The organism is Brevibacterium antiquum CNRZ 918 (genome assembly GCF_900169145.1).
Classification (GTDB): Bacteria; Actinomycetota; Actinomycetes; order Actinomycetales; family Brevibacteriaceae; genus Brevibacterium; species Brevibacterium koreense.
The window spans coordinates 203,104-227,501 of sequence record NZ_FXZD01000005.1 but is presented as its reverse complement, the minus strand read 5'-3'; the positions used below and the strand labels follow the sequence as shown (position 1 = coordinate 227,501).

Annotated in this window: 19 protein-coding genes; 11 read left to right on the top strand and 8 right to left on the bottom strand. The window is 62.4% G+C overall.

The window, feature by feature from the left end; translation table 11 throughout:
• The first annotated feature begins 48 nt into the window (after positions 1 to 48).
• Entirely contained in the window at positions 49 to 4,395 is a 4,347-nt protein-coding gene (hrpA, locus tag BANT918_RS09250) for an ATP-dependent RNA helicase HrpA (protein WP_233430420.1), read from the top strand.
• A gap of 185 nt (positions 4,396 to 4,580) precedes the next feature.
• On the opposite strand, the gene BANT918_RS09245 is transcribed toward hrpA, so the two are convergent.
• Positions 4,581 to 4,955: a hypothetical protein gene (locus BANT918_RS09245; RefSeq protein WP_101619961.1), complete on the bottom strand. Its 375-nt coding sequence runs from the start codon at positions 4,953 to 4,955 to the stop codon at positions 4,581 to 4,583.
• A gap of 128 nt (positions 4,956 to 5,083) precedes the next feature.
• Here BANT918_RS09245 and BANT918_RS09240 point away from each other — a divergent pair, with 128 nt between their 5' ends.
• From BANT918_RS09240 to BANT918_RS09215, 6 genes are all read left to right on the top strand, one after another.
• On the top strand, positions 5,084 to 6,676 hold the full coding sequence (locus BANT918_RS09240; protein ID WP_101619960.1) for a peptide chain release factor 3: 1,593 nt from the start codon (positions 5,084 to 5,086) through the stop codon (positions 6,674 to 6,676).
• 186 nt (positions 6,677 to 6,862) lie between these two features.
• Positions 6,863 to 7,948 (top strand): inositol-3-phosphate synthase, encoded by a 1,086-nt coding sequence (locus BANT918_RS09235; RefSeq protein ID WP_101619959.1) that lies wholly within the window; start codon positions 6,863 to 6,865, stop codon positions 7,946 to 7,948.
• Between the two features lie 273 nt (positions 7,949 to 8,221).
• Complete coding sequence (locus BANT918_RS09230; protein ID WP_101619958.1) at positions 8,222 to 9,805, top strand: AbgT family transporter; 1,584 nt, start codon at positions 8,222 to 8,224, stop codon at positions 9,803 to 9,805.
• Between the two features lie 303 nt (positions 9,806 to 10,108).
• Positions 10,109 to 10,903, top strand: a complete 795-nt coding sequence (locus tag BANT918_RS09225; RefSeq protein ID WP_101619957.1) for a Bax inhibitor-1/YccA family membrane protein — start codon at positions 10,109 to 10,111, stop codon at positions 10,901 to 10,903.
• Between the two features lie 66 nt (positions 10,904 to 10,969).
• Entirely contained in the window at positions 10,970 to 11,317 is a 348-nt protein-coding gene (locus tag BANT918_RS09220; RefSeq protein WP_101619956.1) for a hypothetical protein, read from the top strand.
• Positions 11,318 to 11,475: 158 nt separating this feature from the next.
• Positions 11,476 to 13,050 (top strand): molybdopterin-dependent oxidoreductase, encoded by a 1,575-nt coding sequence (locus BANT918_RS09215; protein WP_101619955.1) that lies wholly within the window; start codon positions 11,476 to 11,478, stop codon positions 13,048 to 13,050.
• Positions 13,051 to 13,055: 5 nt separating this feature from the next.
• Here the strand turns inward: BANT918_RS09215 and BANT918_RS09210 are convergent, their stop codons facing one another.
• Positions 13,056 to 15,074 carry an acetoacetate--CoA ligase gene (locus BANT918_RS09210; RefSeq protein WP_101619954.1) on the bottom strand — a complete coding sequence of 673 codons (2,019 nt, stop codon included), beginning with the start codon at positions 15,072 to 15,074 and terminating at the stop codon, positions 13,056 to 13,058.
• Between the two features lie 342 nt (positions 15,075 to 15,416).
• Here BANT918_RS09210 and BANT918_RS09205 point away from each other — a divergent pair, with 342 nt between their 5' ends.
• The 3 genes from BANT918_RS09205 to BANT918_RS09195 are packed head-to-tail and all read left to right on the top strand — an operon-like array spanning position 15,417 to position 17,798.
• Entirely contained in the window at positions 15,417 to 15,620 is a 204-nt protein-coding gene (locus BANT918_RS09205; protein WP_101619953.1) for a hypothetical protein, read from the top strand.
• The gene (locus BANT918_RS09200; protein ID WP_101619952.1) at positions 15,617 to 17,155 is read left to right on the top strand and encodes a sodium/proline symporter; all 1,539 of its coding nucleotides are present in this window, start codon (positions 15,617 to 15,619) and stop codon (positions 17,153 to 17,155) included. The genes BANT918_RS09205 and BANT918_RS09200 overlap by 4 nt, the downstream gene beginning before the upstream one ends.
• Complete coding sequence (locus BANT918_RS09195; protein ID WP_101619951.1) at positions 17,148 to 17,798, top strand: hypothetical protein; 651 nt, start codon at positions 17,148 to 17,150, stop codon at positions 17,796 to 17,798. Before BANT918_RS09200 ends, BANT918_RS09195 begins: the two co-directional genes overlap by 8 nt.
• A gap of 15 nt (positions 17,799 to 17,813) precedes the next feature.
• Here BANT918_RS09195 and BANT918_RS09190 read toward each other — a convergent pair whose 3' ends face one another.
• Positions 17,814 to 18,233: a VOC family protein gene (locus BANT918_RS09190; RefSeq protein ID WP_233430419.1), complete on the bottom strand. Its 420-nt coding sequence runs from the start codon at positions 18,231 to 18,233 to the stop codon at positions 17,814 to 17,816.
• A gap of 18 nt (positions 18,234 to 18,251) precedes the next feature.
• On the opposite strand from BANT918_RS09190, the gene BANT918_RS09185 reads away from it, so the two are divergent.
• The gene (locus BANT918_RS09185; protein ID WP_101619949.1) at positions 18,252 to 19,163 is read left to right on the top strand and encodes a helix-turn-helix domain-containing protein; all 912 of its coding nucleotides are present in this window, start codon (positions 18,252 to 18,254) and stop codon (positions 19,161 to 19,163) included.
• A gap of 1 nt (position 19,164) precedes the next feature.
• Here BANT918_RS09185 and BANT918_RS18085 read toward each other — a convergent pair whose 3' ends face one another.
• From BANT918_RS18085 to BANT918_RS09160, 5 genes are all read right to left on the bottom strand, one after another.
• On the bottom strand, positions 19,165 to 19,455 hold the full coding sequence (locus BANT918_RS18085; RefSeq protein WP_418904416.1) for an ATP-binding cassette domain-containing protein: 291 nt from the start codon (positions 19,453 to 19,455) through the stop codon (positions 19,165 to 19,167).
• A gap of 225 nt (positions 19,456 to 19,680) precedes the next feature.
• Entirely contained in the window at positions 19,681 to 20,382 is a 702-nt protein-coding gene (locus BANT918_RS09175; RefSeq protein WP_167389435.1) for an ABC transporter ATP-binding protein, read from the bottom strand.
• A gap of 8 nt (positions 20,383 to 20,390) precedes the next feature.
• Positions 20,391 to 22,127 carry an ABC transporter permease subunit gene (locus BANT918_RS09170; RefSeq protein WP_101619947.1) on the bottom strand — a complete coding sequence of 579 codons (1,737 nt, stop codon included), beginning with the start codon at positions 22,125 to 22,127 and terminating at the stop codon, positions 20,391 to 20,393.
• The gene (locus tag BANT918_RS09165) at positions 22,127 to 23,002 is read right to left on the bottom strand and encodes a branched-chain amino acid ABC transporter permease (protein WP_101619946.1); all 876 of its coding nucleotides are present in this window, start codon (positions 23,000 to 23,002) and stop codon (positions 22,127 to 22,129) included. The genes BANT918_RS09170 and BANT918_RS09165 overlap by 1 nt, the downstream gene beginning before the upstream one ends.
• A gap of 93 nt (positions 23,003 to 23,095) precedes the next feature.
• The gene (locus tag BANT918_RS09160; protein ID WP_101619945.1) at positions 23,096 to 24,265 is read right to left on the bottom strand and encodes an ABC transporter substrate-binding protein; all 1,170 of its coding nucleotides are present in this window, start codon (positions 24,263 to 24,265) and stop codon (positions 23,096 to 23,098) included.
• Positions 24,266 to 24,398: the final 133 nt, after the last annotated feature.

The window sequence follows — 24,398 nt, the reverse complement described above, 5'->3', positions numbered from 1 at the left end:
TTGAGTGCGCCCGTCCCGCTGGGGGCAGACGTTAAGCTGGGAACTGAAATGGCACATGAGAACTCAGCATCGTCACCCCCGCGCACCGACGGATCGTCCCCGCGCGGCGAAACGCGCTTCCCGCAGACCGAAGCGCAGTCCCCACGCAAAGTCGCGAAATCCGACAAGGACGGGCAATCTGCGAAGCGCTCGCCTCGGCGGAAGAACCAGCGGCACAAGAACACCGGCGCCGGTCATCGCGAACGCCGGGCCCGGCTGGCGGCCGCCCGCCAGTCACAGTCCGTCGACGTCACCTACCCGGCGAACCTGCCGGTCTCCGCTGCGAAGGACGAGATCGCCGCGGCCATCCGCGACAACCAGGTCGTCATCGTCGCCGGTGAGACGGGGTCAGGCAAGACCACCCAGCTGCCCAAGATCTGCCTCGAGCTGGGGCTGGGAGTCAACGGGCTGATCGGGCACACACAGCCTCGGCGAATCGCTGCCAGGACCGTGGCCGATCGCATCGCCGACGAGCTCGGTGAGGATCTCGGTGGGACCATCGGCTACCAAGTGAGGTTCACCGCACAGGTCGCCGAATCGACCCGGGTGAAGGTCATGACCGACGGCATCCTGCTCGCAGAGCTGTCTCGGGACAAACTGCTGCGCGACTATGAAGTCATCATCATCGACGAGGCGCACGAGCGCAGTCTCAACATCGATTTCCTGCTCGGCTACCTCAAGGAAGTGATGGGGAAGCGGCCCGAACTCAAGGTCATCATCACCTCGGCGACGATCGATCCGGAGTCCTTCGCCGCGCATTTCGACGATGCTCCGATCATCGAGGTCGAGGGACGAACCTATCCGGTCGAGGTGCGCTACCGTCCGCTCATCGACGATGACGATGATGACGACGTCGACGGCCCGGGGGAATCGGGCAGCTACGAAACGGGGCCCGAGGAGCAGACCGAAGGCATCATCGCAGCCTTTGACGAACTCAGTGCTGAAGATCCCGGCGACATTCTCGTCTTCCTCTCCGGGGAACGCGAGATCCGCGACACCGCCGATGCCCTCGAGGCTCACCTGCGGGGGCGCCCACGCCTGAGCAATTGGGAAGTCGTGCCGCTCTTCGCCCGCCTCTCCGCCGGTGAACAGCAGAAGGTATTCAAACCCCATTCCAGGCCTCGCCTCGTGCTGGCCACGAACGTCGCCGAAACCTCACTGACTGTGCCGGGCATCAAATACGTCATCGACGTCGGCACCGCCCGTATCTCCCGGTACTCCAACCGCACTCGCGTCCAACGTCTGCCGATCGAACGCATCTCCCAGGCGAGTGCGAATCAGCGCAAGGGCCGGTCTGGTCGGACCAGCGACGGGATCTGCATTCGCCTGTATTCGCAAGCCGACTTCGACTCGCGACTCGAGTTCACCGACCCCGAGATCCTGCGCACCAATCTCGCCAGCGTCATCCTGCAGATGGCCGACCTTGGGTTCGCGTCGAGTGACAAGGAGATCCTCGAGTTCCCGTTCCTCACCCCACCAGAGGCCAAGGCCGTCCGCGACGGACGCACCATGCTCTCCGAGCTGGGTGCCCTGACCAGCGACAAGGCTGGAACGATCACGGTCACCCCGACCGGTCGGCAGCTGTCCCTGCTCCCGATCGACCCGAGACTGGCGCGTATGGTCATCGCCGGCGCCGAGGCGGGATGTGGGGGAGAGGTCACCATCATCGTGGCCGCGCTGTCCATTCAGGACCCCCGCGAACGCCCCACCGAGGTGCGCGCAGCCGCCGATGAGAAGCATGCCCGCTTCACCCACCCGGGCAGTGACTTCCTGAGCTACCTCAACCTGTGGAACTACTTGGACGATCAGCAGTCGGCGCTGACGAGCTCAAAGTTCCGCCGCCAGTGCAAGGCCGAATTCCTCAACTTCGTGCGCATCCGCGAATGGCAGGACCTTGTCGGTCAGCTGCGCTCCCTGCTCGGATCCGCCGGTATCCGCGTCAACAAGTCCGTGTGGCGCCCGGTCGAGGCGTCCGCTGTCGACGACGCGGCGTCCTCCGGATCGACCTCCGGGTCTCAGAGCCGTAGTGAGGCGGGCCCTGGATCTGCGTCGAATGCGAAGGGACCGAAGGCGAGCGCTGCGAAAGTGACCGCGTCGAACGCTGCCGCAGCGACGACAGGGCCGAAGAGCGCCAACGGCAAGGTCGGATTCGCTGAACTCAGTGCGCAGAAGCGCAGCGGGAAGAAAAACAGCGGGCAGGAGGCTGAGAAGGGCTCCGGGCAGAGTGCTGCCAGTGCGAGGCTCGACCCGCATGCCGCAGCCATTCACCGTGCGCTGCTGTCCGGGCTGCTGTCGATGATCGGAGCCAGGTCAGAGCGGAACAAGGACTATCAGGGAACCCGGGGCACCCGCTTCGCGATCTTCCCCGGTTCGGGCCTGTTCAAGAAGAAGCCCGACTTCGTCATGGCCGCCGAACTCGTCGAAACGTCCAGGCTATGGGCGCGCACCGTTTCAGCGATCGAACCCGACTGGGTCGTCGAAGCGGCCGGTGACCTGGTGACCAGGCAGTACTCGGACCCGCACTGGTCGAAGAAGGCCGGCGGCTCGATGGTCTATGAGAAGATCTCGCTCTACGGCGTCACCCTCGTGACCGACCGCCGTGTCGGATACGGCAGCTTCGACCAGGAGGCCGCACGTGACATGTTCATTCGCAAGGGCCTCATCGAAGGTGACTGGCACGAACACTTCGGATTCCTCGACCACAATGCCACGGTCATCGATGAGGCGGAAGCGCTGGCCTCACGCACACGCAACCGCCGGGTCCTCGATCAGGACGATGCGCTCTTCGAATTCTACGATGAACGGATTCCGGTCACGACCACCTCGGCGGCGGACTTCAGGGCCTGGTGGAAGAAGCAGAAGCGTCGCGACTCGCACCTGCTGGATCTGACCACGTCGATCCTGCTCAGTGAAGACAGCGAGGAACTGACTGCCTCGGTGGCCGATGATTTCCCGATGGAATGGGAACTGGTCGACGGTTCGATGGCGAAGCTGCGGTACTCCTTCGAACCCGGCAGCACCGAGGACGGAGTGACCGTTGAGCTGCCCGCAGCCGCCGTGCCCCTGGTGGATCCCGAAGAATTCTCCTGGCAGGTCCCGGGGCTGCGTGAGGAACTCGTCGCCGCCTACATTCGGTCGCTGCCGAAGAACAAACGCCGCTACTTCGTGCCCGCACCGGACGTCGCCCGCGACATCCTGCCCGTGCTCACTCCCTATCGCGGGGCGCTGCCCGAGGTGCTGGCCGCTCATCTGAGCGAACGTGCAGGCGGGGGAGGCCTGAACGACCTCGTGCCCATCACCGTGAGCGCCGAGGACTTCGACCTCGACCGCATCCCACCGCACCTGCGGATCCGCTTCCGCGTCGTCGACGGGACGACCACCGTGGGTATCGGCGAGGACCTGACCACGCTGACGGCAACGGCGAAACCGCAGGTGCGCAAGGCTCGGGCGAAGCAGGTCTCGTTCACTGCCAAGACGGGGCTGACCTCATGGTCGTTCGGCACGCTGACCAGTCCAGACGAGGCGGAAGTCGGTGCCGTGCAGGGTCTGGTCGACCGTGGCGCCAGTGTCGACCTCATCGCCTTCGACACCGCTACCCAGGCGCGACTGGCCTCACGCGAGGCACTGATCACCTTGCTGAGCCTGCGCACGAACGAGGCACTGAAATACCTGCGAGAGGGACTGACGACCGATGAGAAACTTGTTTTCGCCGGTCACCAGAAATCCTCGGACGAGTTGCTCCACGCACTCATCAGGGCAGGGATCCGCAGTGTCGTCGAGGCCGAACTGGGACCAGCGGAGACAGCCTGGGTGGCAGATGCCGACGAGTTCGGGCGGCTTGAAACCACCATGCAGGCGACGCTGACCCAGATGTGCTCGAGCCTGCTGCCTCATCTGATGAAGGCGCTGCGGTCGGCGACCGAGCTCGACCGGCTTGTGTCGAAGGCCTCGTCCCTGGCGATCCTGTCAAACCTCGCCGATGTCCAGGCATGGCGCGGCTCGCGGGTCACGGGGGAGTCTGTGGCCGCGATGACCGGGCAGATGGTTCGCGATCTACCGCGATGGGTGCAGGCGGAGGTGGTGCGCATCGAAGGAATGCAGAACTCGCCGATGCGTGACAAACAGCTCATGGACCGCATCAGCGGCAGCGCAGATGCGGTGATGAAGAAGGTCGGCAACAGGTTCCCCGAACTGGCGAAAGCAGACTGGTCACAGATTGTGGTCTCGGTGCCCAGCCAGTGGCGGGAGACGATCATCATGCTCGAAGAGCTGCGCGTCAGCCTCTACGCGAACTCACTGGGTACTGCCCACCCGGTGTCGGAGAAGAGGATCGCGAAAGCCCTCGCGCAGTTGTGATGAGCCGCGGCTGTGGCCGTGCCTGTGGCTGGGGCGGGCACGCACCCCGCGCCGTTAGTCTCTCAACGTACCTTTGCAACGAGAGGTTTAGGTGCTGCGGGTGTGGGGTGCGAAACTCACGGGAGGAAGTGACACTGCGGGTAGGTAACCTCGCTATGTGCAGGACTTGGCACCGGAAGCCGCGGCTATGCGGAGGCGTTGGTGAAGTAGCCGGCGAACAGCCACCAGATCGGGAGGATCGCGGCGGCCAGGAAGGCCGCGACGGACCACCAGATGCGCCACTTCCACGTGCGCCTGCGGGTGCCGATGAAGAGGAAGACGAGGTAGCCGACGAGGCAGAATGCACCGGAGAGGCTGAGCAGCACCATGCCCGTGGCGAACCATGCGGAGGTTTCAATGTCGAACATGTACTTCGTGTACTGCCCCATCGAGAGGGAGAACTTGATCGCCAGCACCAGGAATGGGATACCGAGGATCGCCGCGAGAATCAGCGGCAGGGCCTTGAGCAGGCGTTCCTTCGGTTCCGAGCGTCCGGCGTATTCAACAAATTCCTCAGTCATCGCCACCCAGCATAAACGCAGAATCCGACAGGACGCTGGATGCCTCCGCGGAACCGCATACGCACACCGAACACAACTGTGACTGACCGGACACACGTTCAGGGACAGAAGAGAGATAAGATATTTTGGTGACTTCTGGCCAGTATTCTGACAAGGACATTCGAACCCAGGCGGCTCGCCGTCGGACGTTCGCTGTCATTTCGCACCCCGACGCGGGTAAATCGACGACCACCGAGGCGCTCGCCCTGCACGCGCGAGCCATCGGCAAGGCCGGCGCGACCCATGGCAAGGCCGGTCGCCGCGCCACTGTCTCCGACTGGATGAAGATGGAGCAGGACCGCGGCATCTCGATCTCCTCGGCCGCGCTGCAGTTCGAGTACCGGGATGCGGTCTTCAACCTCGTCGACACCCCGGGCCACGCGGACTTCTCCGAGGACACCTACCGTGTGCTCTCCGCCGTCGACTGTGCAGTGATGCTCATCGATGCGGCAAAGGGGCTCGAAGCGCAGACCATGAAGCTTTTCGAAGTCTGTGCCCACCGCAATATTCCCATCATCACCGTGATCAACAAATGGGACCGTGCCGGTCTCGACGCTCTGGAGCTCATGGATGAGGTCCAGGAACGCACCGGTCTCCTGCCCACCCCGCTGACCTGGCCCGTCGGACAGTCCGGTGACTTCAGGGGTGTTCTTGACCGTCTCACCGGTGACTACACGAAGTACGACCGCACCAATGCCGGCGCCACCATCGCCGGCGAAGAGACCTACGCAGCAGACAAGGCCATCGAGCTCGAAGGTGATGCCTGGCAAGCCGCCGTCGACGAATCCGATCTCCTCGACATGGAAGATCAGAACCACGATCAAGAGACGTTCCTGGCCGGCAAATCGACTCCGGTGATGTTCGCCTCGGCGGTGCTCAACTTCGGCATCCACAAACTCCTCGACATGCTCGTCGACCTGGCGCCTGCCGCAGAGGCCCGTCTGGACAAGAACGATGTGCCCCGCGACGTGGCCGACCCGTTCTCCGGGTTCGTCTTCAAGGTCCAGGCCGGCATGGACTCCAACCACCGCGACCGGCTGGCCTACATTCGGGTCTGTTCCGGTGTCTTCGAACGCGGCTCCGTGCTCACCCACGCCGCGACCGGCAAACCCTTCGCCACTAAGTACGCGCAGCAGGTCTTCGGCCGTGACCGTGACGTCGTCGACGAAGCATTTCCAGGAGACGTCGTCGGCCTTGTCAACGCCAGTGCTCTGCGCGTGGGCGATTCGCTCTACTTGGACAAGAAGGTCGAATTCCCCGGCATTCCGACGTTCTCTCCAGAGCACTTCATGGTCATCAAGGCCAAGGACTCCTCGAAGTACAAGCAGTTCCGCCGCGGTATCGAACAGCTCGACCACGAAGGCGTCATTCAGGTGCTGCGCTCTGACCTGCGCGGTGACCAGGCCCCTGTCCTCGGAGCTGTCGGGCCGATGCAGTTCGAGGTTGCCGAGGACCGGATGAACAACGAATTCCATGCACCCTGTGCGCTGGAGCGCCTCAACTTCTCCTTGGCTCGGCGCACCACACCGGAATGCGTGCCGACTCTGGCAAGGGAACGATCAGTTGAGGTTCTGCACCGGTCTGACGGTGAGCTGCTCGCCCTGTTCTCTGATAGGTGGCGTCTCCAAGGTGTGCAGAAGAATCACCCGGATCTGGTCTTGGAACCGCTCGTCGTCAGCTGAGCCCACACACCGCGATCGGCGGAGGCCAAACCCTCAGCCGATCACACGTCTCGCCGTTTCGACGAAGACGTCTCGCCGTTTTGACGAGGACATTAAGATGAATAGTCGGGGTCATTTCAAGGTGGCCCCAGTTGGGGAGACCTGACGCTCGGGGAGACCCGGAATGACAAAGGAGAGATCACAGACGTGGGAACGAAATCGATTCGAGTCGCGATTGCCGGATTGGGCAACTGCGCCTCTTCCCTGATCCAAGGTGTTGAGTATTACAGGGATACGGCCCCAGGAAGTAAAGTACCGGGCCTCATGCACGTTGAATTCGGCGATTATCACGTCGGTGATATCGAATTCGTTGCCGCATTTGATGTCGACGGCAAGAAAGTCGGCACCGATATTGCTGAGGCCATCACGGCCAGTGAGAACAACACGATAAAGATCGCCGACGTGCCAGCGACCGGAGTCGAGGTTCAACGCGGACCGACCCTGGACGGGCTCGGCGAGTACTACCGCGAGACCATCGTCGAATCCGATATCGAACCTGTCGACGCCGCACAGGCGCTGCGCGACGCGAAAGCCGATGTTCTCGTCTGCTACCTGCCCGTAGGTTCGCAGGAGGCCGTCGAGTACTACGCACAGGCCGCCATCGACGCGAAGGTCGCATTCGTCAATGCCCTGCCTGTCTTCATCGCCGGGACCAAGGAGTGGGACGAGAAGTTCCGTGCCGCTGGTGTGCCGATCGTCGGTGACGACATCAAGAGTCAGATCGGTGCGACCATCACTCACCGGGTGATGGCCAAACTGTTCGAAGACCGCGGCGTCGTCCTCGACCGCACGTACCAGCTCAATGTGGGCGGAAACATGGACTTCAAGAACATGCTCGAGCGAAAGCGCCTCGAGTCGAAGAAGATCTCGAAGACTCAGGCCGTGACCTCGAACACCTCGGCCGAGCTCGCTCCCCGCAACGTCCACATCGGACCCAGCGACTACATCGAGTGGCTCGACGATCGCAAATGGGCCTTCGTCCGTCTCGAGGGCCGTAACTTCGGTGATGCTCCGGTGTCGCTGGAATACAAGCTCGAAGTCTGGGACTCGCCGAACTCCGCCGGAGTCATCATCGACGCCGTCCGTGCGGCAAAGATCGGACTCGACCGCGGAATCGGCGGAGCCCTCATCTCGGCATCGTCGTACTTCATGAAGTCGCCTCCGGAACAGACGGGCGACGATTCTGCTCACGACGCAGTCGAAGCCTTCATCCAAGGAAACCTCGAACGCTGAGCTGAACGCCCCAGCGGCCTGAGATTGCCGATCGCACCTTCGTGCGGTCGGCTTTCTCTTTGCCCGCAGGCGTGCACATGCTCTTGCACCAGCGCAGCGGATGTCGCAGTCGATCCAGGATATGAGATCGTCTCGCCGCAATCAGTGATCTCTATAACACTGGGCGGTGCACACAGTGTCCCCTGCCACAGATCAGTCGTGTCTCGACCACTGTATGAGGGGCACCGACCGGCTCATCTGCACATACCCTGTACGAATCACTGAGGAGCATCGATGTCGCGCACCGCCGCTGTCACCGACACCAAAACGAAAAGGCCGGCCGATCTCAACTGGCTCATGCGCCTGCTGGTCATCATCGAGAAGGCCGGAAACAAACTTCCCCACCCATTCTGGCTGTTCCTGTCGCTGGCCGTCGTGGTCATGGCGCTCTCGGCGATCTTCTCCGGCACCGGCCTGCAGGCCGTCAATCCGGCCACCGATGAGACGGTGACGGTCACCAACCTCTTCAGCACTGAGTCCCTGCGTGCGATCGTCGCCGGAGCCACGAACAACTTCGTCACGTTCCCACCACTGGGTCTGGTCCTCATCGTCCTCATCGGCGTCGCCGTGGCTGAGCAGTCCGGTCTGATTCCGGCGATGCTGCGTGGAACGATCGCTGGTGCCTCACCGAAGTGGATCACCTTCATCGTCGCACTCGCCGGCACCGCCGCATCGATCGCCTCGGATGCCTCGTACATGATCATGATTCCCCTCGGCGGACTTGCGTTCAAAGCGGTGGGGCGCAACCCTCTGCTGGGCTGCGTCGTCGCCTACGCTGCCACCTCGGGCGGGTATTCAGCGGCGCCCATGGTCAACTCCATGGACACAATCCTCGGTGGACTCTCCACCTCGGCGGCTCAGATCATCGACCCGGACTACGTCGTCAGCCCGCTCGCGAACTTCTACTTCAACTTCATCTCGATGTTCGTCGTGGCAGGTGCCATCACCCTGGTCACCGAACTCCTGCTGACCAAACGTGCCGATCAGATGGAACTCGACGCACCTGACGAGAACGATCCGGACAACTTCGACGTCAAGATGGCGTTGGACTCCAACGAGAAGCGGGGCATGGTCCTTGCCGTGCTGTCCATCGTCGCCTGCGCAGCGATCCTGTTCCTCCTCGCCTGGCCCCAGGACTCGTTCCTCCGCGACGAGGCCGGGGCATTCGGCCCCGAATCAGGACTGATGTCGGGCATCGCCGCCATCATCGGCTTCGGCTTCTTCATCGTCGGCATCGTCTACGGCTACGCCACCGGTACGATCAAGAAGACCTCCGATATCCCCGACATGATGGGCAAGGGGCTCCTCCCGTTCGTGCCCGTCATCGTCCTGTTCTTCGCCGCCAGCCAGTTCCTGGCCCTGTTCAAGATGTCCAGCCTCGGCGAGATCCTAGCGATCCGGGGAGCGGAGTTCTTCGGCTCGCTCAACACCGGGACGTTCGTCATCCTGATGGGCGGATGGGTGCTCGTGGCCCTGGGTGCGCTGTTCCTGACTTCGGGATCGGGTTTGTGGACATTGATGGCCCCGGTGCTCGTGCCGATGTTCATGCTCCTGTCCATCGCCCCAGAGACCACGCAGGCCCTGTACCGCATCGGTGACTCGACGACGAACATCATCTCGCCCATGAGCCCCTACTTCGTCGTTGTCCTCGGCTTCATCCAGCGCTACAAGAAGGACGCGGGAATCGGCACCCTGCTCTCGTTCACGATCCCGCTGTCGTTCGCAATGTTCGTCTTCTGGGGACTGCTGTTCTTCATCTGGTGGTCCACCGGAATCCCCTGGGGACCGGGCTCGGCCACGAGCTACCACATGGGCTGAGGCCGCACTGTCTCGCACCGGCGAAAGCACGCCGCACCGTCGAGAGGAGATTCCTGCAGCCTGCTCTCGACGCTCGGCTCTGCGTTCGATGTGGGAGGGTCGCAGCGACACCTGTGGCTGCGGGAATAGTCGGGCAGTGGATGAGCGTTACGATCGTGCAACGCTCGTCTTCTCGAGCACCAGATCTTCAGTATGTGTCCAGCTCAAGTGACTAGACTGAGACCATGATTCAACTCTCGTGCGGCATTTCGTCTGTGCGAGCAACCTGCTCAGATCGAAAGGATCTCGACCGTGAGTAACCCCATGATGAACCGGGCTCTCAACCAGGGAGTTCAGGCCGGACGCAACGAACCGGTCATGTCCGACCAGGAGCTCAACAACCTGTTCGACAAGCCTGCCGCGCAGACCCGCAATGCCGGTCCGCAGACCGCCGAACGGGCAATGACCTACGACGATGTGATGATGAAGACCGGTGTCCTCTTCACCATTCTTCTCGCCGGCGCCGTACTCGGCTGGTTCGTCACGCCCCTGGCCTTTCCCGCGATGCTCATCGCGTTAGTCCTCGGACTTGTCAACGCCTTCAAGAAGGAGCCGAACAAGGGCCTGATCATCGGCTATGCCGCCTTCGAAGGTGTCTTCCTCGGCGGCATCTCCTCTATGTTCGAGACCATGTTCCCCGGCATCGTCATCCAGGCGGTTCTCGCCACGCTCTGCGTCTTCGGCGTCATGCTCGCCCTGTTCAAGTTCAAGGGCGTGCGCTACGGCTCGAAGATGAAGAAGTTCATGCTGATCGCCGTCGGTGGTTATGCCATCTTCTCGCTCATCAACTTCGGCATCGCGATGATGACTGGCTCAGGTGGCGCACGCAGCGTCGAGATCAACATCATGGGTATAACCATGCCGCTGGGTGTCATCATCGGCATCGTCGCCACGGTGCTCGCGGCCATGACCTTGATCATGGACTTCCAGATGATCGAACAGGGCGTGAAGCAGCGGATCCCGGAGAAGTACTCCTGGATGTGCGCATTCTCCCTCATGGTCACCCTCGTATGGCTCTACATCGAAATCCTGCGCCTCATCTCCTACTTCAGGAACTAGACACTCCCGGCCCCAGGCCTCACACACCAGCTGTGTGGTCCCGGGATCGACGTCTATGATTGAGCCATGAACAACGTGACGGCGGACCTCGAAACAGAGGTCCGCCGTCTGCGTATCCGCATCATCGGCCTGAACCCTCGTCAGCTCGCTGAGACAGGTCCGAATTCCCCCGACAGCACGGCTGGCATATTGTCACGTCGCGGCACCATCACCGAGGCGCTTGCGCAGTTCTCGTCTATCGGCTCCGAAGGCCGCGCGGTCCCGGAACTGGGAGATCAGAGCCTGGCTGACCAGGTCGTGGTGCTCATCGACGACGGAATAGAGTCTGCTGCGAACCTGCCGGAAACACAGCGACTGGAGCGTCTGGAGCTGATGCTGGACGCCGCGGTTCGACTCCGTCGGGGCCTTGCCTGAGACCATCGGCAACCACTGACGAATTCTGGCCTGATGCCTCCGAACCCTCTAGACGAAGCCGACGTCATTGTTCTGTAAGGTCTTCCGCCCCCACGGACGGTTGCAGACGAGGATAATCGAGGGCACCATCCGCTGCCCCGAGAAGGTGCGAAATTCAGATGACCGATCGCCGCCCACTGCTCTTCACCCTCGCCGGTGTCGTGGCTACCCTTGTCTACTTCGGGGCTGCCGAATTCATTGCCGGTGCCTTCTCCGCGACGACGGCCCCATTGCTGATCCTGGGGCAGGCGATCATTCCTCTCACGCCGACGGCCATGATCAAGGCCGCCATCAGCATCTTCGGCACGAACGACAAACTCGCTCTCATCATCACCCTGGTCGTCGTCGGAGCCGTCGTCGGGGGTGTGATCGGACGAATCGGCTTACGTCGGCGAACCCTGTCATTCGTGCTCCTCATCGGTCTCGGCATCCTGCCGGTCTTCCTGTTGCTGAGCACAGGCGGGGCGCTCCTCGATTCGATTCCGGCCCTGGGGGGAGTGGCACTGGGCTGCGCGGCATACATGGGACTGATCCGCCTCGGCGATGGCCGAGAACTACGTTCGGAGGACTCCGCCAGCACAGACCGGAGCGCCGACATCGACGGTCGGCCAGGCACCGACCGGCGTGCCTTCTTCGGTCTTGCCGCGGGCCTGAGCGCTGTCGGCATCGCTGCGATTGCGGCAGGTCAGTCGGCATCGATCCTCGCCCGGAACGCGGCAGGAGCTGTGACGAAGCTCGTGCTGCCACGACCGGCCACCTCGGCGCCGGAGATCCCAGCGGGAGCCGACCTGGACATCGACGGACTCGCCCCGATCATGACACCCAACGACGACTTCTACCGCATCGACACCGCGCTCATCCCACCGTCGGTCGACGCATCCTCCTGGTCGCTGCACATTCACGGAATGGTCGAAGACGAAGTCACGATCACCATGGCCGAATTGCTCGACCTGCCACTGGAAGAGCACCGAGTGAGCCTGACCTGCGTCTCGAACCAGGTCGGCGGTGACCTCGTCGGCAACGCCACCTGGCTGGGATACCCGGTACGAGACCTGCTCAAACGCGCCAAACCGAGCGCGGACGCAGACATGGTGCTGTCGACATCCGACGACGGCTTCACCGCCTCAACACCCCTCGAGGTCCTCACCGATGATCGGGCCTCCCTGCTGGCCGTCGGGATGAACGGTGAACCGTTGCCCCGCGACCACGGATTCCCCGCTCGGCTCGTCGTGCCCGGACTCTACGGGTTCGTGTCGGCGACCAAATGGGTGACGGAACTCGAAGTCACCCGCTTCACTGATAAGGAGGCCTATTGGACGAAACGCGGCTGGGCCACCCACGGGCCCGTACTCGTGGCCTCCCGCGTTGACGTTCCCCGTGCCGGTGACCATGCCAGCCCCAACAAGGACGGACAGATCATCACCGCGGGAATGGCCTGGGCTCAGCACGTCGGCATCGCCGAGGTGCAAGTCCGCATCGACAACGGCGATTGGCACACAGCGGAGCTGAGCAAGGAACTGACCACCGACACCTGGCGGCAATGGCGGTGTCCCTTCAACAACCTTGAACCCGGCACCCACACTGTGACGGTGAGAGCAGTCGATGCCGACGGCAACGTCCAGATCTCCGAACGCCGACCCGCGATTCCCGGCAGCGCCACCGGCCTCCACGACCGCCAGTTCGTCGTGGACTGAGCGTTTCAGCGTGGGCGAGCGCCCCGGTTCTCGGCGAAGCGGTGGGCGAAGTCGACGAACCACTCGACGATGTCAGCCTCGGCGGCCGTGGTCCGATTCACCGCAGCGGGATCTCCACCTTGGAAGACTCTCTTGATCGGGACCTCCATGATCTTGCCGGTGCGGGTGCGGGGCACACCGGGGGCCGGAAAGATCTCGTCGGGAACATATCGAGGGGACACGCGTGACCTGATCGCCTGCACGACTGCGGCTTTGAGCGCATCGTCAACCTCCGTGCCGGGCGCAGGGACGATGAACAGCGGCATGAAGTAGTCTCCGTCCTCGAGTTCGGCTCCAAGCACCATCGATTCGTGTACGCCGGGAACCGAATCCACGACCTGGCAGATATCGGCCGATCCCATGCGGATGCCGCCCCGGTTGATGGTCGCGTCCGAACGCCCGTGGATGATGAAGCCGCCTCCAGGCATCTTCGTCGCCCAGTCGCCCTGCCGCCAAAGCTCGGGGAAGTCGTCGAAGTAGGCACTGCGGAACTTCTCGCCGCTCGGATCATTCCAGAACATCACCGGCATCGACGGAAGCGGCTGCGCCATGACGAGTTCGCCTACCTCGCCCTCAACACTGGTGCCCGCGCCGTCGACGGTGCGAGCATCCACACCGAGGTAGGGGCCCTGAAGCTCTCCGCTGTAGACGGGATCGAGCGGGTTCGATCCCAAGATTCCCGAGGAGATGTCCGTACCGCCGGAATCGGAGCCCACGAGCATGTCGGCCTTAACGTGCTCATAGACCCAGGTCCAGGTTGCCGTTGGCAGGGGTGAGCCTGTCGAGATGATCGTGCGCAGATTCGTCAACGAGTAGGATTCCTTCGGTGATGCTCCCGAGCGTGCTGCGAGGGACAGGACTGCCGCCCCGGTGCAGAACAGGGTAGCGTCCTCGTCACTGCATATCTTCAGATGGCGGTCGGGGCGTTCGAAGGTCGGGGCACCGTCATAGGTGATGATGGTGGCTCCGCGCATCATGGCATCAACCATGAGGTTCCACACCACCCAGGTCGTCGAGACTGCGAAGTGCACTCGATCGGTGGGCCGAACATCGTACTGGAACGCATTCGCCTTGAGCGCCTCGAGCACGATTCCGCCGTGGGAATGGACGATCCCCTTGGGTTTGCCTGTCGTGCCGGAGGAGTAGAGCACCCACAGTGGGTGGGAGAAGCCCAGGATTTCGTACTTCGGTTCGGCCCGGTCCGACATGATCTTGCTGAACCGGACGCTGGGTATTTCGAGGTCGAGCTCGGCCGCGGGTATGGGGGAGCCCTCGCCTGAGCTGACCAGGGCTCCTGAGTCGACGAGGATGTGGTGGCGCACCGTTGGCAGTGCGGCGAGGATCTTCGGCAGCTGTGGCACCTGGTCGATGACATGACCGTTGAACTCGTGTGCATCGACGGTGATGAGTACCTTGGGTTCGATCTGAGCGAACCGATCCGCGATGCCGTCGACTCCGAAGTCGGTGTTCACCACCGACCAGATCGCGCCGAGGCTGGCGCTGGCCAGGAGGGCGACGACGGTCTGTGTCAAGCTGGGCAGGACAGCACAGACCGTGTCACCGGGACCGATGCCGAGGCTGCGCAGGTGCTTGCTCAGCGCGGCGACCTGCCTACGCAGCTGCTCCCAGGTCAGAGCCTCCCGCGGGCGGCTCTCATGGAGGCCGACGACCGCCTCGGTGTCAGGAGTCGAATCGGCCTGTCTGAGGAGATTCTCCGCGAAGTTCAACTTGGCTCCCGGGAACCAGCGTGTGTTCGGAATGGACTCACCCGTGCGCACCGGGGAGTCTCCTCGCTGACCGATGACGGCGAAGTACTCCCAGACCGATTCCCAGAATTCGTCGAGATGTTCGATGCTCCATCGGTGGAGCTCGTCGTAGGAGTTCGTCGACACACCGTGGGTGTCCTGCAGCCAGCCTTGGAATCGGCGGATCTCCGAGTCCCGGACTCTCTCTGCGCTGGGTTCCCAGAGCTTGTTCCTGTCCATGTATCGCTCCCTCTGTCCGTCTCGGTGCTGCTCTGCCCGCCTCGGCCGTCAGCGGTGGTGTCGTCGCGATAGGCGAAGCGGATGCGCCGCGCTGAGTCGATTCAATGATGTCACGAATGCACTGGTGAGTAGGGGTGTGAACGGCGGACTCCGGGCTCGCCCGAAATTTGTCTGCATGGTGGCTCAATCTGAGAAACTTGTGATCCCTCTGAGAAAACGTTGTATGGTCACTTCAGTGCGGCACCGGCTTTCGCACACTGCGAGCGGTCGTCAACGCACCTCGGGGTCGCCCTTCTGGGCGCATCCATCAGTTATGTTCAGCGACACAATGAGGTGGTCTCCATGTTCGGCCTTCCGACGGCAACAGTCGTCATCATCTTCGGCATCCCCGCAATATGGGTGATCTACACGCTTGTCTTCGTCTACCTCTCCCGCGGCTGGAAGGCCGAGGACATCGCTGAGGACCAGCTCACCACAGCACCTTCCGGTCCATCCGCCGCGACGAACGATCATCGTTCGGAGACTGAGAACGGAGGACTGGCATGAACCTCGAAACCTGGTTCCTCATCATCTACTTCCTCGCCATGGCCGGAATCGGCGTGTGGACGCTCAAGACCGGAAACAAAGGCGCCGAAGGTTACCTGCTGGGCGGGCGCAGCCTGGGCCCGGCCGTGACCGCGCTGCGCCTGCAGAGCTCGTCGATGTCGGGTTACATGTTCCTCGGCGCCGGCTCCCTGGCCTACACCAAGGGCTACTTCTCCCTCTGGTATGCGATGGGCGACATCGGCGGCGGCGTCCTCAGCCTGTCGATCCTGGGCCGGCGGATGCGCAAACTTTCGCAGATACTGGGCTCCCTGACCTCGATCGAATACCTCGAGCACCGGTACCCCTCGAAGTGGATTCGCGCCATCGCCGCCCCTGTCGCCGTGTTCTGCATCTTCTTCTACGTCATGAGCCAGTTCATCGCCGGTGGACGCGGCCTCGAGATGGTCACCGGAGTGCCCTATGCCTGGGCCCTGCTCATCGCCGTCGGCGTCATCGTCTTCTACACGTTCCTGGGCGGGTACCTCGCCGTGGCCTACACCGACTTCGTGCAGGCCATCATCATGCTCATCGGCATGATCTGGATCCTCATCGGCACCATGCAGGCCATCGGCGGCTGGACGGCGGGCAATGACGCAGTCGGAGAGATCAACCCGAACCTGCTCACCATGTGGGGCCCCGAGGGTTTCGGCTCCGTCCAGTGGGGCGTGATCATCGGAGCGGTCCTCGTCTTCTCCATCGGCTACATGGGCTGGCCGCACGTCAACGTCAGCCACATGGCGATGAAGCGGCCCTCGGTCGCTCGCACAGCGAGCATGTACGCCACCGGGTTCAACCTCCTGTTCATCCCCGCGCCCTACATTGTGGGCATCATGGCGCTTATCATCCTGCCCAACCTCGACAACCCCGAACTCGCAGTCTTCGAAGTTGCCGACACTGTGCTGCCGAACTTCGCCGTGGGCATCGTCATGGCCGGCATCATGGCCGCGATCATGTCCACCGCCGATGCGCTGCTCCTGCAGTCGGGCACGATCGCCAGCCAGGACCTGTTCCAGCGCTTCATCAAGAAGGACGTGTCCGATAGCCAATCGGTATGGGTCTCACGCTTCACCGTCCTCATCCTCGCCATCATCGGCTATGTGGTGGCCGTCAACGATCCTCCGGCCGTCGCCGAGGTGGTCATCTTCTCCACGACCGTGCTCGGCGCCGCATTCGTCCCGGTCTACATCGCTGCCGCCTGGTGGAAGAAGGCCAACGTTCCCGGCGCGATCTCCTCGATGGTCCTGGGCACAGTATCTTCGGTCGTGTGGCAGCTGGCCGGCCTCGTCGACGTCACCGGCGTCGATCCGATGGGTATCGGAATCGTCTGCTCGACACTGGCCCTTATCTTCGTTTCCCTGGCCACACAGAAGTCCCACCCGGTCCCGGCACACGTCGTTGCCGCGCTGAAGGAGACTGACAAGATCGGTGCCATCCCGGCCCACATGCTCACCGGGCAGAACGATGCCCTGGCCGCACAGGTGCCCAAGGATGACTGAGCACCCGGAATCCGGCTTCACCGGACGGGTTGAAGGGCAGAGCCAGTCCCGTCCGTTCGTGCCCGAGACGGCGCTGAGGATGGCACCTAACATCACCGACGCCGAGGCGCTCGCCGTGTTCCGGCGCAAGCTCCCCGGTGCCGATGCCGAGGTTCGATCCACGTTCCATCCTTTCTGGTGGACGGTGTTCAATGCGCAGACGAGCAGCATCTTCCGGCGGAGAGCATCGTCGATGCCGGCCGGATCAGCCACAGCCGGTTCGCGATCGGCGGGGCCGGTGGCTGGGCAGCGGATGAACGTCCTGGTCAATGCCTATTCGGGCAAGGGGTTCATCGCCGAATTCGAACCGGGAGGGCACGCTGTTCCCATCGAGGAGTGGCTCGATGCATTCGAATCCTCGGATCAGGCAGGCGCCCGTCCCGAGAGCTCTGAGGTCAGGCGTTCGGCTCGCTCGCTGGTGCGCACGAAGGTGCTCAAGACGGTGAAGCTGGGTATGGGGGTGAACATCGACGAAGTAGGGGAGCCTCGTGGACTCCTCAAACCCAATTGGGTGGTCACCGGCGCCAATGACAAGTACTCGGCCACGATCCTCGTCGATGGTCTCGACTCCTCCCACTACATTGTGCGGGTGGCGAAGCTCTAGACGCGTACTCCTTCCTCAGCCCCAGTTCTTGGCATCGGTGATGCAGAAGGGGTGGCCGGCTGGGTCGAAGAGGACCACCCATGTCTCGCCGGGCTGAGGATCGGCTCGTTCGGCCCCAAATTCGACGCAGCGGGTGGCAGCAGCCTCGATGTCCTCGGCCGCGAGGTCCAGGTGGAACTGTTTGTGGCCATCGTCGGGCCAGTCTGGTCGCTGGTAGTCGGGGATGGTGCCGATGCCCAGCGCATGGCTGGGGCCGGTGAGCATGGCATAGTTCTCGTCTGAATACGCCACCGGCCAGCCCAGGACCTTCGACCAGAAGTCACCGAGTGCGGCGGCATTCGAGGCGTCAAGAGTGATCATGGCCAATTTCGCGACCGGTGTGGCATCGGTGGTGAAGGCAGCGGCAGGGGTTTCGTTCATCTGTGTGTCAGTCATGTCTGCCATTCTTGTGCCATGGACGATGTCGTCGCTAGGAAAATTCCGCCACCGGGGAATTCTCCTCCCGAACATTTCTACGGACGTGTGCTCAAACCGGCGGAGATGCTTCAGCACGCCCAGTATTCAGTGCCGGCTGCAGTCGCCGAAGGGCTGCGTCCCTGGGTGAAGCGCTTATGGTCGGTGACCTGGGACCTGCCAGAGGGCGAGCGCTATCAGACGGCGACCATATCGGAACCGGGGATCAACCTCACCGTGGAGTTCGGCGATATCCATCGTGCGAACACGACGGGCGCAGGCATCTGGCTGACCGGTCCGGTGACCACTCGTCGATTCGACGTCGGTCTCTACGGTCGTGGCGGTGTCATCGGGGTCAACTTCCACCTCGGCGGAACACTGGCGTTCGCGAACGAGGCACCGGCACTGATTCGGGACACGACAGTGCCAGCCGGTGACTGGTTTCCGCGGATTGATGAGGACCTGGGACTCCGTGAGCTACTGGACGTCGACCAGGTTCGCGATTCGCACCTGCACTCCGCCGCCGAGGTGCTTCAGGCCTGGCTGCTCTCTCAGCGTCCGACGATGACCGAGGGATATGCCCGGTTCGCACAGGTGCTGGATCGCCTCGATGACCCGAGCGTGATCAGCCTCGGTGAACTGTCATCGCGCTGTGCAATGAGCGAACGGTCGCTGCAGCGGATGTTCCAGGAATACTGCGGTGTCGGGGTCAAGAAGATTCTCACTCGTGCCCGTGTCACAGATGCTGTAGCGACGATCGATCAGGGGTGGGATCGGTCGTTTGTCGAGCTTGCGGCATTGTTCGGTTGGTTCGACCAATCGCACTTCACAGCGGATTTTCACCGTGTCACCGGATACACCCCGACCGAATACCTCAGCGCCCGCGAGCGGAGCAGCCGGCCCAAGCAGTGATTCAGCGTGGTGCGGCGACGGCCCTGAACCAGTGTCGTGCAGCCGGAGTCCTCGAGGGTGCGTGAGAGGTTCTTGGCGTCCAGGCCTCGACCAACGTAGGCCTGATTGAACAGTTCGCCCGGAACGATGATCGACGCGGAGAGTGCGGTTGTCGGAGTAGTCGGCTCGGCGAATCCGACGCAGACGTCGCCCAGCTGATTGGATGCAGGCGGGCCAAAGACCGCAGGGCGATGGACTTGCCGCACCCGTTGGGACCGATGAGCGCCGTGACCCGACCGGGAGCGATCGACATAGGCACATCATGGACGACGGGTGTGCGGTCCTAGCGTAGGTACGGGCTCGAAGCGTGGAGGCTGGTCATGCTCACGTCGTGGTCAAGTATTCCCCCGGTGTGACAGCCCCTGGAACAACAGCGCGGCAAACATGCTCAGGTATGTCATGCGCCGTTGTAGGCCACCACGCGGATGACGATCGGTTGCAGAGCGCGACAACTTGCTCGGAAGCGGGTGTCATTGCATCAGTCGAGGCCGAGGTACGCTTCGATGATCGCTTCGTCGGCCAACAATTCGTCGGCTGGGCCGGAATGCGTGATCTCTCCGGTTTCGATGACGTAGCCGAAATCTGCGGCTGCCAGGGCACGGCGGGCATTCTGCTCCACGAGAACGACCGTTGTTCCGTCGGTGCGGATCTGCTCGATGACCTCGAAGACCTGGTCGACGATCTTTGGGGCCAACCCCATCGATGGTTCGTCGAGGAGGAGCACTTCAGGTTCGGCGATGAGCGCCCGTGCGATCGCGAGCATCTGCTGCTCGCCCCCGGACAGTGACCCCGCGGGTAGTTTCCTGCGTTCGGCCAGGACTGGGAAGCGTTCGTACATGTTCTCAACATTGGCGGTGAGGTTTCTGCCGCGATGCCACCCACCCAGCGACAGATTCTCCGCGATTGACAGTGTGGAGAGGATCTCACGTCCTTCGGGAACAAGCACGAGGCCGGACTTGACCATGGCATGAGCGGGACGGCGGGTCACCTCGGCGCCCTTGTAGGTGATGGTCCCGGACTTCGGTCGCACAAGTCCGCTGACAGCGGAGAGGATGGACGTCTTGCCTGCACCATTGGCTCCGACCAGAGCGGTCACGGAACCGGTTGGCACCCTGATCGACACGTCGCGGACGGCATTGACCTGCCCGTAGCTGACGTGCAGGTTTTCAACGGTCAGGATTGCGTCGCTCATGAGTTCTGCTCCGAATCTTTCGGTGCCTGCACCGGTCCACCTGCGTCGTCTGGTCCTTGCGTATTCTCGGTGCGTGCTGAGTCGCCGAGGTAGGCGGCCATGACAGCTTCGTCCCTGGCGATGTCTTCGGGCTCGCCGGAGGCGATCATCTTGCCGAAGTTGAGCACGAGGATCTCATCGCAGGTTTTCATCATCATCCGAACATTGTGTTCGATGAGGACTACAGCGATCCCATCTGCGGCGAGTGCTCGGATCAGCGTCGACAGTTCGGTGGCTTCGACGTGGTTCATCCCCGCAGCAGGTTCGTCGAGCATGAGGATCGTCGGCTGAGCGGCCAGGGCACGGGCGATTTCGAGTCTTCGTTGGTCGCCGTAGGATAGGTTGCCGGCGGACAGCGCTGCCTTGTCGGCGAGTCCGACCCGGCGCAGCTGGGCAGAGGCATTGGCCACTGCCGTATGTTCGTCTCGCCTGGCTGAGGGCAGGAAGAGCATGCGACGCCACAGCGTGGATTTGGTCACCCGATAGCCGCCGACGAGGACATTCTCGAGGACGCTGAGACGGGAGAACACCTTGATCTGCTGGAAGGTTCGTGCAGCTCCTGCCGCGCCGAGGTGGTGGGCCTGAGTCCGCTTCCCCAGAGTGACGCCGAGGATGGTGCCGTTTCCGTCCGTCGGTGGGGTCATGCCTGTGAGCATGTTGACCAGAGTGGTTTTGCCAGCACCGTTGGGCCCCATGAGGCCGAAGACTGAGCCCGCCTTGACCTGGGCGCTGACCGAATCGACCGCCCGGACCCCACCGTAGGACTTTCCGAGGCCGTTGAGAGTCGCGACGACAGTGCCGGCTGCGGGCAATTCACTGAGGACTCCCGCATCGTCATCGACGAGTTTCGTTGCAGACTTACGGCGCGGGATGAGTGCGGAGAGGCCGCCGGGCAGGAACAGGATGACGAGGAGCAGGACGACTCCGGAGATGAGCGGTCTAATCCAGCCTGCGTCGATGCCGAGGACGCGCTGGACCTCAGGCAGGACGGTGAGCAGAGTGCTGCCGAGTACTGGTCCGATGAACATCGAGACACCACCGACGACTGCAGTGACCAGGCCATCGACTGCAGCGGTGAAGGAGAACTCGTTAGGGTCGGCGAAGCGTGAGAAGTAGGCGAGGAGGACACCGTATAGGCCAGAAACCGCACCGGCGATGACGAACGAGGCCATCCTGTAGCGAGCGACGTTGATACCCATCGACAGTGCGGCCAGCTCGTCCTCACGAATGGCGTCGAAGGTGCGGCCCAGCCTGGAGCCGGAGAGCCTCCAGAACCAGAAGGCGACGAGGATGAGGAGGACCCACGCGGTGATCGGTCCCACGAGTTTGGGAAATGACATGCCCTGGGCCCCGTTGGTCCAGGACTGGTTGATGAGGAAGATGCGGACCATTTCAGCGAATGCGAGGGTGGCGATCGCGAGGAACACCCCACGCAGTCGGACTACCGGCAGGCCGAGGATGAATGCGGCGATCATGCCGACAGCCATGCCGAAGACGATGCCGATCACCAAGGGCGGAATCACTCCGAACAGTGGTTCTTCGGGAACGACGAGTATCGAGGTGAAGGCCGCGAACGATGCAAGACCGATCTGGGCCAGACTGAGCTGACCGGCGAGCAGAACCGCGTAGAAGCTGTAGGCAAGGATTGCAGTCAGGGCGATGAGGGTGATCAGCGCGCTGTATTCGAAGAACATCAGACCTCCCTCACTTTGCGCTTGCCGAACAGCCCCTGCGGGCGCAGCACGAGGATGAGGAAGAGGAGGCCGAACGCGACCATGTCACGCCAGGAGCTGCCGATGTAGTTGACGGCGAAGACCTCGGCGATGCCGAGGATGAGGCCGCCGATCATGGCCCCGGGCAGCGATCCCATTCCACCGACGATGATGACTGCGAGTCCTTTGAGCTCGATCGCATGACCCATTCCCAGCTGTGCGCTGTTGACGTTGAGGGCGAAGAGCACGCCAGCGACTGCACCGAGTGCCGAGGAGATGGCGAATGTGAGGCTCGAGATGCGGTGGACATTCATCCCCAGGACGGCTGCGGCATGGGGGTTCTCGGCAATGGTGCGCATGCCCCGGCCGAGCTTGGATGAGGTGACGACCCAGGCAAGGATGACCATGAGCGTCACACTGACGATGAGGATGATGAACTGGAGGAGAGAGACGGTCGCCCCGAACAGCTTGAACTGCGTTTCGGGAAACGACCCGGCCGGAAAGCGCTGAGTTCCCGCACCGTAGCGGGACTGGAGCAGCGCGATGAAGATCGATCCCAGCGCGATGGACGAGATGAGACCGCCGAAGTGTGCGTCGTGGTGCTTCTCGAGGGGCCGGAAAGCCACACGCTCGATGATGAGACCAAGTACGGCACCCACGACAAGGACGATGGGGATGGTCAGCCAGATGGAGATGTCGAGACGCTCGACGATTTCGATTCCGATCAGTGCGGCCGCGGTGAACACGGCTGCATGGGCTAAGTTCAGCCGATCAAGAACTCCGAAGACCAGTGTGAAGCCGATGGCGAAGAGCGAGTAGATCGAGCCGAGGAACACTCCGTCGAGGAGCTGCTGCATGTCAGTGCTTTCTTGTCATGTGCAGGCGGTGTCGCCCGGCCGCGTTCGAAAGCGCGACCAAGCGACACAGCACAGGGTTGAGGATCGGATCGATCATTTGAGAATGTCGAACTTGCCGTCCTTGACGATCTGGACAAGTGCCTCATGCTTGGCATCGCGGTTTTCGTCGATGCTGAAGTCGCCGAGCACGGTGGACAGATCCTTGACCTTGTTGAGGTTGGTTTTGATGTCCTCGCGCTCGCCCGAGCAACCTTCACGCACCGCTGCATCGATGACCTGAAGCCCGGCGTAGGCCTGGGCGGCGAACTGGTCGGGGGCGGAGTCGTATTCTGCCTTGTAGTCCTTGAGGAACGCCTGGTTCTGCTCATTCTTCGACGCAGAGTTCCACGCCGCACCGACGATGACGCCTTCCGATGCGTCACCTGCGTCAGAAATGAGGGTGGGGGAGTTGAATCCGTTGCCGCCGATGATCGGCACATCGATGCCCAGCTCACGTGCCTGCGTGACGAGCGGAATGGCGGCTTCGACCAACGCGGAGACGACGATCGCATCTGGCTTCGACTGCTTGGCCTTGTTGAGCAGAGCGTGGAAGTCGGTATCGGACTTCGAGAACTTCAGCGTCTGGTCCACCTTGACGCCATCGGCCTTGAGCGCCTCCGCGAAGGCCGTGTACCCGGACTCGGTGAAGGCGTCATCATTGCTGTACATGACGACGACCTTCTTGAGGTCGAGCTTCTCTTTCGCCTGCGTGACCGTCTGCGGGATGACTGCTTCTTCCGTGAGCGAGTCGCGGAAGACGTAGTCGCCGATCTCCGTGATGCCGCCGGCCGTGTTCGATACGCCGAGAACCGGGATCTTGGAGTCCTGAGCCACGGGGTCGGTCTGCTTGGCAGTATTCGACAGCGTCGGTCCGACGATGACGCTGGCATCGCCGCTGGCGAACTGCTGGAACAGTTGGATGCCCTGTTTCGGATCGGTCTGGTCATCTTCGACGGTGACCTTGTACTTCACTCCGTCGTTCTCATTCAGCTTCTTCGCGGCCAGTTCGAGCCCATTCTTCTGTGTGGCCCCATAGTTCGCGGCTGCACCGGTGAGACTGAAGGCAGCGGAAACTGGTATCTCGGCAGTGATAGTGCAGGAGTCACCGCTTCCCTCTCCTTTGAGCTCAGCGTCCGAGCCTCCGCTCGAGGACGAACCGCAACCGGAAGCCGCGAGCACGAGCGCCGAAGCGAACGCGAGAGCAGGAATGAGTTTGTGCGTCATGATGTAACTCCCTTATTACATGAGCAGCGAATTGTCGTGTCGACGGCCTCTATGCCGGATCACCTCGGACAATGTCACCTGCGCGCATCGGTGTCGGTTGCGCATTGACCACTGTAACAGAGGTCACAGACAC